At 44.5% G+C, this 12957-nt stretch carries 11 protein-coding genes; 5 read left to right on the forward strand and 6 right to left on the reverse strand.

The window, feature by feature from the left end; all coding sequences use genetic code 11:
* Positions 1-51: 51 nt before the first annotated feature.
* Positions 52-1053: a tRNA 2-thiocytidine(32) synthetase TtcA gene (gene ttcA, locus LU297_RS09100; RefSeq protein ID WP_263077386.1), complete on the forward strand. Its 1002-nt coding sequence runs from the start codon at positions 52-54 to the stop codon at positions 1051-1053.
* Positions 1054-1113: 60 nt separating this feature from the next.
* Positions 1114-1596, forward strand: coding sequence for a GNAT family N-acetyltransferase (locus tag LU297_RS09105; protein ID WP_263076198.1), 483 nt, complete (start codon positions 1114-1116; stop codon positions 1594-1596).
* Positions 1597-1775: 179 nt separating this feature from the next.
* On the opposite strand, the gene LU297_RS09110 is transcribed toward LU297_RS09105, so the two are convergent.
* A complete protein-coding gene (locus LU297_RS09110) occupies positions 1776-2858 on the reverse strand; it encodes an MORN repeat-containing protein (protein ID WP_263076199.1) in 1083 nt (360 codons plus the stop codon).
* A 468-nt stretch (positions 2859-3326) separates the two neighbouring features.
* Here LU297_RS09110 and uvrB point away from each other — a divergent pair, with 468 nt between their 5' ends.
* Positions 3327-5471: an excinuclease ABC subunit UvrB gene (gene uvrB, locus LU297_RS09115; RefSeq protein WP_432806256.1), complete on the forward strand. Its 2145-nt coding sequence runs from the start codon at positions 3327-3329 to the stop codon at positions 5469-5471.
* Between the two features lie 87 nt (positions 5472-5558).
* On the opposite strand, the gene argF is transcribed toward uvrB, so the two are convergent.
* Together argF and LU297_RS09125 are read right to left on the reverse strand one after the other, a co-directional pair.
* On the reverse strand, positions 5559-6473 hold the full coding sequence (argF, locus tag LU297_RS09120) for an ornithine carbamoyltransferase (protein WP_263076200.1): 915 nt from the start codon (positions 6471-6473) through the stop codon (positions 5559-5561).
* Between the two features lie 334 nt (positions 6474-6807).
* Positions 6808-8085, reverse strand: coding sequence for a hypothetical protein (locus tag LU297_RS09125; RefSeq protein WP_263076201.1), 1278 nt, complete (start codon positions 8083-8085; stop codon positions 6808-6810).
* A gap of 139 nt (positions 8086-8224) precedes the next feature.
* On the opposite strand from LU297_RS09125, the gene LU297_RS09130 reads away from it, so the two are divergent.
* Together LU297_RS09130 and LU297_RS09135 are read left to right on the forward strand one after the other, a co-directional pair.
* Positions 8225-9202, forward strand: coding sequence for an NAD(+) kinase (locus LU297_RS09130; protein WP_263076203.1), 978 nt, complete (start codon positions 8225-8227; stop codon positions 9200-9202).
* 34 nt (positions 9203-9236) lie between these two features.
* A complete protein-coding gene (locus tag LU297_RS09135; RefSeq protein WP_263076204.1) occupies positions 9237-9524 on the forward strand; it encodes a YeaC family protein in 288 nt (95 codons plus the stop codon).
* 209 nt (positions 9525-9733) lie between these two features.
* On the opposite strand, the gene LU297_RS09140 is transcribed toward LU297_RS09135, so the two are convergent.
* The 3 genes from LU297_RS09140 to ubiE are packed head-to-tail and all read right to left on the reverse strand — an operon-like array spanning position 9734 to position 12858.
* Positions 9734-11374: an ABC1 kinase family protein gene (locus LU297_RS09140; RefSeq protein WP_263076205.1), complete on the reverse strand. Its 1641-nt coding sequence runs from the start codon at positions 11372-11374 to the stop codon at positions 9734-9736.
* A 14-nt stretch (positions 11375-11388) separates the two neighbouring features.
* Positions 11389-12015 (reverse strand): ubiquinone biosynthesis accessory factor UbiJ, encoded by a 627-nt coding sequence (locus LU297_RS09145; protein ID WP_263076206.1) that lies wholly within the window; start codon positions 12013-12015, stop codon positions 11389-11391.
* A complete protein-coding gene (ubiE, locus tag LU297_RS09150; protein ID WP_263076207.1) occupies positions 12016-12858 on the reverse strand; it encodes a bifunctional demethylmenaquinone methyltransferase/2-methoxy-6-polyprenyl-1,4-benzoquinol methylase UbiE in 843 nt (280 codons plus the stop codon).
* Positions 12859-12957: the final 99 nt, after the last annotated feature.

The following is a 12957-nucleotide window of genomic DNA, read 5'->3' on the forward strand; positions in this document are numbered from 1 at the left end:
CCAGAAGATTTGCGTGAATTGGGCGATATTTTGACCGCCAAAGACAAAACCATGTCAGATGATGAGAGCGATGACGAGACACCGTATGATTTTGATGATGGCATCAAATCTACTCGTTTTAAGAAATTGCAAAAAAAGCTTCGCAAAGAGGTTTCTTGGGCAATTCGTGACTTTAAGATGATTGAAGAGGGCGATGTGGTGATGGTCTGCATCTCTGGCGGTAAAGACAGCTTTACCTTGCTGGATATTTTGCTATTCCTAAAACGCATTGCTCCCATCAATTTTGAGGTGGTGGCGGTCAATCTTGACCAAAAGCAGCCAGGTTTTCCCGAAGATGTATTGCCAAAATACCTGTCAGAACAAGGCATTCCTTATTATATCCTAGAAAAAGATACTTATAGTATCGTCAAGTCAGTCGTGCCAGAGGGCAAAACCTATTGTTCAGCGTGTTCTCGTTTGCGTCGAGGTTCTTTGTATGGTTTTGCCAAGCAGATTGGGGCAACCAAAGTGGCTTTGGGACATCATCGTGATGACATTTTGGCAACTTTCTTTTTAAATTTATTTCATGGTGGCAGCCTAAAAGCAATGCCGCCAAAACTGCTGTCTGATGACAAGCAAAATGTGCTGATTCGTCCGCTGGCTTATGTTGCCGAAAAAGACATCATCAAATATGCCAATTACAAGCAATTTCCTATCATTCCTTGTAATCTGTGTGGCAGTCAAGAAAACTTGCAACGAGCAATGATTAACGATATGCTACGAGAGTGGGATAAGGCTCACCCAAAACGCTTGGCAAGTATGTTTAAGGCATTGCAAAATGTTGCCCCTAGTCAATTAGCTGACCGCAACTTGTTTGACTTTGAAAATCTATCTTTGGCTCGCACTGATGACCAGCGGTTGTTTGAGGGCGATAACATTCAGGTGGGTGTGGCGGATAAATTGGACAAAATGGGTCTGCCCATCAATCCGTTGGTGCAGTCATTTAACCCTAAATATCAAAAAGATGACAAAGAAACAACCAATAAAATACCTGTCATCAATCCGCTTTTGTGATGACTAAATGACAAAACATCAGATTGGATTGGTCTGATGTTTTTTATTTAAGGTGGCGATATGACTATCCATTTGGATTTATTTGATGAGCAAGATTATTCCTTATTTGCCCAAGTGCTACAAAATCCACAAGTCATGAAAAATATCACAGGTCATGCCATTGATGATGACAGTGTTCAAAAAGCATGGGAAAATCGGTTAATGCCCATCAATGCCAAAAATGAAGTGGCAGGCTATTATAAAATCCTACTTGATGGCAATTATATTGGCTATGGTAAATTAAGTTTTGATGATGTCATTTTTGATAGACCATGTATTGAAATTGGTTATTTTTTATTGCCAGAATTTTGGGGATGGGGGATTGGTTATCAAGTGGGACTAAGGTTAATCAACCTTGCTCATCATTATGGGTATCCAATCATTGCAACTGTGAGTCAAGAAAATCATATTTCTAAGAAATTATTGGGCAAATTAAACTTTTGTTTTGATAAAATGATTGAGCTTGATGGAAAAATGGGAGAGGTTTGGGTTTTAAAAGATTAAAAAAATGGTTCTGGTTCAAAAGGTATGCTACAAAGAAAACCGTTCGTGGTGAGCTTGTCGAACCATGACGGTTTTCCCACCCGCAGGCAAGCTCAGGGCGAACGAAAAAACCTAATTTGGCATACTGTTTAGACCACTACCAAAAAAAATCACACCTTATAAAAAGTGTGATTTTGTGGTTACTTTTTTAATTCTTCAAAAATTTCATCATATTCACGCACTATTTTTTGCCACCCATCATTGTTTTTGGCAAGCTGTCGGCAATGGCGTTCGTTGTCGCAAGCAAAAGCGAGTTTATTATCATAAAACCAACCCTGCTCTATAAACACATCGCCTTGCCAATGCCCAAGTGGCGAGCGAGGTTTATCCGCATAGGCGGGTTTTGGAATGGTGCGTGTCCCAAAACCAAATGCCCCGCCATCAATTAGGCTACCTGTATAGCGAACGCCATGATTGCCGTTGGTTGTGCCGTAGCCTGTTTGTGTACCATGCCAAAAATCACCCGTATATTCTATGCCATTGGCATAATGGAATGTGCCTTTGCCGTGCATGTGGTTATTTTTAAACTCACCCTCGTAACGGTCGCCATTTGCCCAGATAAAGACACCTTTGCCGTGCATTGAATTATTAACAAAATCGCCCTCATAATAATTGCCATTGGCAAAGAAATACTTGCCCTTGCCTGTGCGTTGGTCGTGTTGCCACTCGCCCTCATAGCGGTCGCCCACCCAAGGCTCATTGGCGTACCAATAAGTGCCAAAACCATGATGCCTGCCGCCAATCATCTCGCCCTCGTAGCGGTCGCTCTCAAATTCACCTTTGCCAAAAGTGTATGTGCCACGATAAATGTTAGTATTACTTTGAGGTTCGCCCTCGTAGATGTCGCCATTGTCAAAGACGATTTTTTGATAGCCTACTGCCACACCATCTTGATAGTCTGCTGTCATGATTTGGATTTCATCTTTTAGGTCTAGGGCTTGGGCGGTGGCTCGTCCGTGCAGTTTGCCTTGTCGGTATGTGCCAGTAACTGTGTATCCGCAGTTTGATTGTCTTTGACAAGTCCAAGTCGCTGTGCCGTAGCCTTCTGCAAAGCCGTCTTTACAGTCGCCACTCCATTTGACTTGGCGGTAAGGAATGTATTGATTGGGATAGATTTTGCAAGTGTTGTTAGTGCTGATGGCATAGCCGTCCGATGGCTTGGCACTGACAAAGGCAGGTAGGGCGAATAATAGCGGTGTCAGTAGTAGGGCGTAGGATTTCATGGACTGTCCTTGATGTCTTGAATTTTGTCATTATACCTAATACTGTCAAATAAGCAATGGTGTTTTATTGTCTGAATTTTTTTAGACGAAGCACAAAGATAATGCCAAATTGTTTTGGGTGGGGTGGGTTTATATTTTGGCGAAATCTACTTTTGATGGGTGTTGGGCATCAGGTGTGGCAAATATAGTCAATTCTATTCAAAACTAGACAAAGGTTTTTTGCTCAAAGTGAGCTTGTCGAACCACAAGAAAACCGCTGCTTTCAATAAGCTTAGGGTGAAGGGTTTTGCTGTATGGTTTTGATGTGAATTCAGTATATATCAATGACAGACCCAGCACCAAACAATCACACCGATAGTCAATCATCGATTGATGAAAATGTCATCATAAAAATCTTGGACACTCTTTAATTATGATTCATCTGACCCCATCAATCATCATCATTGTTAAAAAAATACAGTTATCATTATGACCACTCGCACCGCCCTTCAAGCCGCCCAATTGGCCAAACAAGCCAAACTCACAGGCGAACAAAACCCCAAAGACAAAAAAGACAAACAAACACCCAAAATTCTAACAGGTATCAATGCCACAGGTAGCCAGATTTCAAGTGGGGCGTTTGAAATGGTAACCGATTATGAGCCTGCTGGCGACCAGCCAACTGCCATACAGGGGCTTGTGGACGGTATTAAGGATGGCTTAACAGGTCAGCTTCTTTTGGGCGTAACAGGCTCTGGCAAGACTTATACAATGGCAAAGGTCATTGCAGAGCTTGGGCGACCTGCGATTATTATGGCACACAACAAGACTTTGGCGGCACAGCTGCATGGCGAGTTTAAGGCGTTTTTTCCTAATAATGCGGTGGAATATTTTGTCTCTTATTATGATTATTATCAGCCAGAGGCCTATGTGCCAGCGTCCGACACCTTTATTGAAAAGGATTCGGCAATCAACGACCATATTGACCAAATGCGACTTTCGGCAACCCGTGCCTTATTAGAAAGGCGTGATGCGATTATTGTGGCAAGCGTTTCTGCCATTTATGGCTTGGGCGATGTGGACAGTTATATGCAAATGCTCCTTCATATCGTGGTGGGCGATAGGGTACATCGTGATACTTTGATTAAACGCCTCGTTGCTTTGCAATATGAACGCAATGAGCTGGATTTTGGGCGGGGGACTTATCGCATTCGGGGCGAGACTTTGGACATTTATCCTGCCGAAAGTGAGAGCCTTGCGGTGCGTGTGGCGTTTTTTGATGATGAAATTGAAAAGATTGCTTGGTTTGACCCATTGACAGGCAAGGCGGTCAAAAGCGTGCCACGAGTTACTATTTATCCCAAATCGCACTATGTCACCCCCAAAGAAAAATTGGAGCAAGCAAGCGAAACCATCAAAGCCGAGCTTGCCGAGCGGTTGGACTATTTTCGTCAAAATGACAAACTCATAGAAGCCCAACGAATCAAAGAACGCACCCAATACGACCTTGAAATGATACAACAGCTTGGCTATTGTAATGGCATTGAGAATTATTCTCGTCATTTATCAGGGCGAGCGACAGGCGAAGCACCACCCACTTTGTTTGATTATGTGCCGTCCGATGCCCTGCTATTTATTGATGAAAGCCACGCCACCGTACCGCAGATTGGGGCGATGTACAAGGGCGATAGAAGTCGCAAAGAAACTTTGGTGCAATATGGCTTTCGTCTGCCGTCTGCTCTTGACAACCGTCCGATGAAGTTTGAGGAATGGGAGGCGATTAAGCCTACCACCATTTATGTGTCGGCAACGCCTGCCGATTATGAATTAAAAAATAGCCAAAAGATTGTGGAACAAGTGGTTCGTCCCACAGGCTTGATTGACCCTGTTTTGGAAATTCGCCCTGTTTTGACCCAAGTGGACGATGTCTTGGGCGAGATTCATTTGCGTAAGGCGGTTAATGAGCGAGTGTTGATTACCACCTTGACCAAACGAATGGCGGAGGATTTGACCAGTTATTTACAAGAATATGGCATTAAGGTGGCATATTTGCACTCAGACATTGATACTGTTGAGAGAATGAAAATCATTCACGAGTTAAGAACAGGTGTTCACGATGTGCTGGTAGGCATTAACTTATTAAGAGAAGGGCTTGATATGCCAGAGGTGAGCCTTGTGGCGATTTTTGATGCGGACAAGGAGGGCTTTTTGCGTTCGGAGCGGTCTTTGATTCAGACCATTGGGCGAGCGGCACGGCATATCAATGGCAAGGCGATTTTGTATGCCGACAAAATCACCCCCAGTATGCAAAAGGCGATGGACGAGACCCAGCGGCGTAGAACAAAGCAAATCGCCTTTAATGAAGCCCACGGCATTATTCCAAAATCTGCCGTGCGAGCCATTACCGATAAGATTGACACAGGCGAAGAAATCCAAGATGAGCCAATCTTGCCTGCCGTACCAACCGCTTTGGCTGATGTGGACGAGACGATTTTGCATAACCCACAACTGACGGTCAAAGAAATCAACCGCCTTGACAAAGAAATGAGAAAACTCTCTGGCGAACTAAAATTTGAAGAGGCGGCGAAAGTAAGGGATAAGATTGTGGCATTAAAACAACTACTTTTAACATAAAAACTGATTTCTTAGTCGCATTAGAATAAACTTGGGGGCAATCAAACAATAATACCCAGATTGCCCCCAAAGAACCGCCAAGCCCAATCAAGCCCTAATCTTATCTTGCAACAAAAACTCTACCAAGGCTTTTTGGGCGTGCAAGCGGTTTTCTGCTTCGTCCCATACCACCGAGCGGGGGTCATCTAGCAAGTTTTGGCTAATCTCTTCACCCCGATGAGCAGGCAAGCAATGCATAAACAAGACATCAGGCTGTGCCAAATCCAGCAAGTTTTCATCAACCTGATAACCTGCAAAATCTCTTAGGCGTTTTTGTTGCTCTTGTTCTTGCCCCATACTTGCCCAAACATCGGTTACCACAAGATGAGCTTCTTTTACCGCCTCAGCAGGCTTGTCTATTAATTGCACACGGTGTTTATAACGGTTTAATAAGTCAGCATTGGGCTTATAACCATCAGGGCTTGCAATGTTTAAATAAAAATCAAACTGCTCTGCCGCCAGCATATAAGACGAACACATATTATTGCCATCGCCCACCCAAGTTACAGTTTTACCTGCAATACTGCCACGGTGCTCGTTAAAGGTTTGAATATCGCTTAATAACTGGCAAGGGTGATATTCATCGGTCAAAGCATTAATCACAGGCACAGACGAATATTTGGCAAAATTGCAAATACGGTCGTGCCCAAAGGTACGCATCACAACAATATCCACCATACTAGAAATCACACGGGCAGAATCTTCAATCGGCTCGCCCCGTCCAAGCTGAATAGCACTTGGCGACAAAAACAAAGCGTGCCCACCAAACTGGCTCATACCCGCTTCAAACGACACCCTTGTACGAGTGCTGTGCTTTTCAAAAATCATCGCCATCGTACGCCCAACAAAGGGTTGATAAAGCTCGCCCGCCTTTTGCATTTGGCGAAGCTGGCTGGCACGGCGAATAATCAAGGCAAGCTCATCTTTGGTCGCATCAAGCAAATTTAGAAAATGACGGGTCATAAGAAACTCCTATAAAATGTAGGGAATTTATGGAATAATCCGATTATAACAAAGTTTTTTATGATTAGAAAGTCTCAATTCATGAATTTTATTTTCTTAACCATCAACAAATTTTTTGCAAAAAATTGTCCACAAAAGACAAAGGTTGTCCGTTGTGTGGTTGCATGATACTGATTGCTAAATTTTTAAAACCAATAGAATAGGCGTTTTAGATGGAAGTAGGTGTTTTTTGCCAGCTGTTTTATCAATAATCCAAACAAATCGATAAATTCAAACCATCACACCGCCAAATCAATCAAGATGGCGGTGAATGAGCGGTCGATATAGTCGCTGTTTATTGTAGTTGCCATAATTGCCCATTATCCAGCAGGATAACGATGGTTTTGGCTGATGATTTGACATCAATGATTTTTCCATCAAAGTGGATAGGTAGGTGTTGTAGTGTTTCGTCCTTTTGGAGCAGGGTAAGCCCTTGATAATCGCTGGTGGGAATGATGGTGTATTGATTGGTTGCGGCTGTCAGGTTGGTATTTTTATCGCCAATCTGATGATTGCTAACGCCATTTCCTAGTACGGTTTTTGTCAGTACATCATCTTGCCAGTCATAACGCACCAACTCTCGTTTTAGATGGGGCATTTGTACGGCATACAGCTTGCCCTGTGCCACAAAAGGCGACTGCCAGCGATGAGTTGGCAGAGCGGTGCTTTGGGCAAGAATGGTCAGCTTGCCTTGATTTAGCCCAATAACAGCCGTGCTTGCTCCACTGCCACCACCTGCGGGCGTACTGACCAGATAGGAGCGACCGTCTTTTTGCCATTTGGTGAGCAAATTAGCCTCAAACACCTGATTGGGCAGTTCAAGAGCAGCAGACAAATCATGCAAATCATGTCGTTCTAGATAGCGAATTTGCCCAGCCTCGATGGCATCGCCAAGCACGCCATGCTGATAGGTCTGTGTGTCTGGTTTGGCAAGTACGGCAATGTGTCCATCATTATCACTTGCCAAATCAATTTGTAGCGGCTTGACATCTGGCAGAACGGCAAAATCTTCACGAATGGCTTGCAGATGACCTGTTGTATCAATGCGTGCAATGTGATGTAAGCCCGATTGGTCTGTAATGACAATCGTGGCAAATGGTAGGGCAATCATGCCAGCATGGGTAGCCAACTTGATGGTTGTGGGGTATTTTTTGCCATCAATCCATTGTACAAAATTTCCCTGACGGTCCGCCAACCCCACTCGACCATAGCCTGCCACAGGGGCAATGTCTGGCGAAAAACCATCTGCCAGTTGCTTGTTGGGTGTGCCAATGTGCCACAGTTGCCCTTGCTCATTGATGCCAAAAATATTGCCATGTTCATCAAGGGTAAACTGTCGAACCGCTCCCAGCTGCTTGGTGTTAAGTAGGGTTAGGGTTGGTGATGATGTGACGGGCATTGACGATGAGTTGGCAGGCGTATGCCCGCAAGCACTTAGATGAGCTAGGCCAAGCACGGCAATCACCAGTGTACGAAGTTTTGTAAAATAAGAGAATTTCATCATGATGACTGGTAAAAATACATTGCTTAAAATCAACTCATTGTAGCATAAAAAATCCCAACATGAACTCATGCAATCATCAAAAGAATATGAAGCCATGTGGTATAAATGGTTTTGCGTGGCAAAAACCCACATCAAATTGCGGTGTTTGGTTGTGTTTGGGGGTAATTTTGGGTATCATACGCACATACGATTTAATGAAGCGGTATTCATGTCAAATTTTGTGAACAATTACCCAAAGCGTCCAGCATTTCGCCGCATTGGTTTGATGGGCAGAGCAGGCAAATCAAGCGTTGTGGAGACGCTTAATGAGCTAATTTTATTACTACAAAACAGAAACTTATCCATCGTGATTGATACTGAGACGGCAGCCATTGAGGGCTTGAATGTTGATTTTGGGCAGATGGATAATCAGCGATTTCAGATTGTGCCACGCCAAAAAATTGGCGAGTACTGCGACCTTGCTATCGTGGTTGGTGGCGATGGTTCGATGCTACAAGCAGCATCGGTGCTGGCAGGGACTGATGTGCCTGTGCTTGGCATCAATCGTGGGCGATTGGGCTTTTTGGCTGATGTCAATCCTGATGAGCTGACCGAAAAGGTGAGCCAAGTGCTTGATGGCAAATATTGGCTGGTGGAGCGATTTTTATTGAAATTTCAAATCGTGCAAAATGACTTGCAAGGTCAGCCAACCGATGCCGTCATTCATGAAGATGTTGCCCTAAATGACATTGTCCTACACGCTGGCAAGTCGGTGCATACCATTGATTTTAAATTAAAAATTAACAATAGCGATGTCTATCGTCAGCATGCAGATGGATTGATTGTCGCCACACCAACAGGCTCAACCGCTTATTCTTTATCCGCAGGTGGCCCCATCATTCACCCCACAATTGATGCCATTTGTCTTGTGCCAATGCACCCGCACACCTTGACCAGTCGTCCTTTGGTGGTGGCGGGCAGTAGTCAGATTGCCATCAATATCCATAAAGACAATCGCACTCAGCCGATGGTTGGGGCAGATGGTAAAGCGTCCGCACCGCTGGATAATGACCAAACTTTATTGATTGCTAAGCATCATAAGACACTATTGTTATTGCACCCAAACGGATATAGTTTTTATGAGGCATGCCGTACCAAGCTGAACTGGAATCTGTATAGCGAAGAATTTGCTTTTGACAAATATTGATTTTGACTGACATTGAACATAGCTGAGGCACATCATGAATAAACAAGACATTTTGGCAAACTTAACCCCAGAGATTGTGGATAAATTTCGCACCGCCATCGAGATTGGCAAATGGGAAAATGGCGAACGCTTGACCGATGCTCAGCGTGCCACTTGTATGCAGGCGGTGATGGTGTGGGAATATGAATATTTGCCAATCACTGAACGCACTGGCTATATCCATAAACCTGTCAAAGATGACGGCACGGTGGTGGGCGAGGAGTGTGATGTGGAGCATGACCATCATTATCCTAATGAGCAGCCTGTGAAGTTTAAGCACTGATACGCTGTATAAAAAAAGACGAGTAATGATGCTCGTCTTTTTGGTCTTATGGTTGATAAGATGATGGGTGGTATTTTATGTTTTTGCAATAAAAAACATTCATGGTAAGCTGGGTTAAATCACCGTGACTTTTTTGCCCACGAGTGGGTTGGGGTAGATAGTCTGGTTTATTATTGCTTGGTTAAAATATCATTTTAAATCATCGTCAATCATGCCAAAATCCGCCAAACCACCACCAAGCCAGCCAATAATAAAAATAGCGGTGCTAGGGCAAAATGAATAAAGCTGGCACTCCACCATGCCAAAGAAAGCATCAATAGCACACCAAATCCTGCAATCCAATCGTGTCGTCTTTGATTCAAAGCGTCTGCTCGCATGGACTGTATTTCTCGCAAAATACTGTCTTGGGTTGCTCCTAGTAGGGTAAGACTTTGGATACTTTGGGTGAGTTGTTTGGGCAAATCTGTGGTCGATAACAAAATTTCTGGTAATTTACCCTTGATGTCATGTAGGTTTTTGACAGGGTCAAGCTGGTCTTTGACCCAAGCGGTCAAAATCGGCTTGGCAAGCGACCAGATGTCAAGTTCTGGGTATAGTTCTCGCCCCAATCCTTCAACATGCACCAATGTTTTAAGCAGTAGCATCAACTGAGGTGGAATGCTCATGCGATGACGGCGTGCGATGTTGAGAATTTCAAACAGCACGCCTGCAAAATCAATCTGGTCAATGGGTTTTAGCACCATGGGCGAGACGGTACGAGCCATATCCTGAATCAGAGCGTGCTTGTCAGCCGATGGTGGAATCCAGCCAGCCGCTGCGATGATTTCGACCAGCATGCCATAATTGCCATTCATCACAGACAGTAGCAGGCGTGCGACAATAAGCTGGTCTTCTTTGGACAGTTGCCCTATGATGGCACAATCTAGCCCAATATAGCGAGGATTGGCAACAGCACCACCATCAGGCAATGTTTCTACAAAGATATTGCCAGGGTGCATGTCTGCATGGAAAAAATTATCCCGAAACACTTGGGTAAAAAAGATGGTCAAGCCTTTCTTGGCAAGTTCTGCACGGTCATAGCCTAACTCATCAAAAGTTTTGGTTTGGGAAATGGGCATGCCAAAGATGCGTTCAGACACCATGACAGATTTGCTAGACAGATAGACTTCTGGCACATAAATCAGTCGTGAACCCAAGAAGTTTTGACGCATTTTGGTGCTATTGCTTGCTTCAATGCTTAAATCTAGCTCGCCAAGCATGATTTGTCGATAATCCTCGACAATATCCACCAAATGCACGGCTCGGGCAGCTTCCATGCGAGCAGACACCCAAGCTGCCAATTCTCGCAAAAATTCAAAGTCCGCAACAATGCCCTCAAAAATATCTGGACGAACGACTTTGACCACAACCTCCCTGCCATCGTGCAGGGCGGCGGTATGCACTTGGGCGACGCTGGCAGCGGCCATCGGCACAACATCAAATCTGGCAAACAGCTCATCAATGGGCTTGCCTAAGCCTGTACGAGGGTCTTGGATTTGAGCAATGGCAGTCTGAACATCAAAGGGGCTGACTTTGTCTTGTAATAATGATAGCTCGTCAATGATGTGAGCTGGCAGTAAATCCGAGCGAGTGGAGAGTAGCTGCCCTAGTTTTAAAAACAGCGTTCCCATCTCTTCTAAGGCAAACTTAATCGCCAATGGCTTGGGGGTCTGTCCGATGCTGGCAGGGTGCATACGAATCAAGCGAGCAATCACAGCAAGCTCTGGAATCTCAGCCAAATAGCTATCTAGGCGATGTTTGGCGGCGATGCGATATAGGCGAAGTAATCGACTGCGATGGGAAATAAGCATGGTTAATCAGCAAGCTAGTCAAGTTGGTTTTTTAGGGCGGTTAGGCGAGCCTGTTCTCGCTCAATATCACTTTGCAAAGCGAGCAGTTGTTGTTTTTTGGCGAGTATTTCTGCATCAAGCTGGTTGGCTGGTTTGCTATATAAGCCCAAAAAATCCGACCCAATTTCTTTGATGCCATCGATGATGGGTTTGGCGATGGGCGAAAACTCCTGCCCAAGCAAGTACAGATGACTGGTGGCTTGTCTGCCAAGCAGTTGTTCGATTTTGTCCCAAAAATCAGGTTCAAAATTCTCCATCAAAGTTTTCAGCTGCATCAACAAATGGTGGTCGCCACGAATGGGGAGATTTCCTGTTGGGTTTTTTATTATTTCTAATAAATGAACGGGATTTTCGACAGTCAAAGTACAATCTGGCTGATGTATGATTGTTCCATTTTTTGGCTCAAAGACACTTTGAACGACAGGTTCAAAGCGTACCCCATCATCACAAAATAGCACATCAACGCTTAACTCAGGTGAGTTGATGACCACTCTTAGCGTTTTGCCAGTCAGCCTACCCATGCCATCAGCAGTGATGGCATCACTACGAATGGCGGTGTTGATGAGTCGTTCGGCCGCCGCCAGTGCAAGAACCAGTATCATTTAGCGAGCCTTAAAGCCACGATGCACGGCAACGATACCGCCTGTTAAGTTGTGGTAGTCACAGTTAATAAAACCTGCGTTTTCCATCATGCCTTTGAGCGTGGCTTGGTCTGGGTGCATACGGATACTTTCGGCAAGGTATTGATAGCTTTCGGCATCGCCTGCCACCAGCTTACCCATCATTGGTAGGGCGGTGAATGAATACAGGTCATAAGCCTTAGATAGTGGTTCAAAAATTGGTTTGGAAAATTCCAGCACTAATAAGCGACCACCTGGTTTTAGCACTCGGTGCATGGCAGCAAGAGCTTTATCTTTGTCCGTCACATTACGCAGACCAAAGCTGATGGTAACTAGGTCAAACGAATTATCCGCAAAAGGTTCTAGCGTCTCGGCATTGGCAAGCACAAAATCGACATTGTTACAACCAGCATTGATAAGACGAGTGCGACCCACTTCTAGCATGGCTTCGTTGATGTCAGATAATACCACTTTGCCAGAGCGACCCACTGCACGGCTAAATGCCTTGGATAAGTCGCCTGTACCACCTGCAATATCAAGCACACTTTGACCTGAACGAACACCAGTCAGGCTGATGGCGTAGCGTTTCCATAATCGATGAATGCCAAAGCTCATCAGGTCGTTCATGATGTCGTATTTACGAGCGACAGAGGTAAACACTTGTGCAACTTTGGCTTCTTTTTCGGTTTTTTTGACGGTTTGATAACCAAAATGCGTGGTTTCTTCGCTGACAGGCTCACTGCCTTGTGGGTGTTGTAGCTGACTTTGACCTTGTGGCGTGCCTGTTGGCAAGATGTTTGGATTGGTGAATTGGGTGTCGCTCATATCGATAAACCTAATGTGTGAAATTTTTTTACTATGATACTACAAATTGATGAAATTTGCGAAAAATTCGCCATTTTTTCTGCTGGCAGTAGGGGAATT

Origin of the sequence: Moraxella nasicaprae (genome assembly GCF_025643275.1) — a bacterium.
Lineage (GTDB): Bacteria > Pseudomonadota > Gammaproteobacteria > Pseudomonadales > Moraxellaceae > Moraxella > Moraxella nasicaprae.

Coding starts and splice junctions, on each gene's coding strand:
- ttcA (WP_263077386.1), top strand. CDS start 52: ATGTCAGATGATGAGAGCGATGACGAGACACCGTATGATTTTGATGAT.
- LU297_RS09105 (WP_263076198.1), top strand. CDS start 1,114: ATGACTATCCATTTGGATTTATTTGATGAGCAAGATTATTCCTTATTT.
- LU297_RS09110 (WP_263076199.1), bottom strand. CDS start 2,858: ATGAAATCCTACGCCCTACTACTGACACCGCTATTATTCGCCCTACCT.
- uvrB (WP_432806256.1), top strand. CDS start 3,327: ATGACCACTCGCACCGCCCTTCAAGCCGCCCAATTGGCCAAACAAGCC.
- argF (WP_263076200.1), bottom strand. CDS start 6,473: ATGACCCGTCATTTTCTAAATTTGCTTGATGCGACCAAAGATGAGCTT.
- LU297_RS09125 (WP_263076201.1), bottom strand. CDS start 8,085: ATGAGTTCATGTTGGGATTTTTTATGCTACAATGAGTTGATTTTAAGC.
- LU297_RS09130 (WP_263076203.1), top strand. CDS start 8,225: ATGTCAAATTTTGTGAACAATTACCCAAAGCGTCCAGCATTTCGCCGC.
- LU297_RS09135 (WP_263076204.1), top strand. CDS start 9,237: ATGAATAAACAAGACATTTTGGCAAACTTAACCCCAGAGATTGTGGAT.
- LU297_RS09140 (WP_263076205.1), bottom strand. CDS start 11,374: ATGCTTATTTCCCATCGCAGTCGATTACTTCGCCTATATCGCATCGCC.
- LU297_RS09145 (WP_263076206.1), bottom strand. CDS start 12,015: ATGATACTGGTTCTTGCACTGGCGGCGGCCGAACGACTCATCAACACC.
- ubiE (WP_263076207.1), bottom strand. CDS start 12,858: ATGAGCGACACCCAATTCACCAATCCAAACATCTTGCCAACAGGCACG.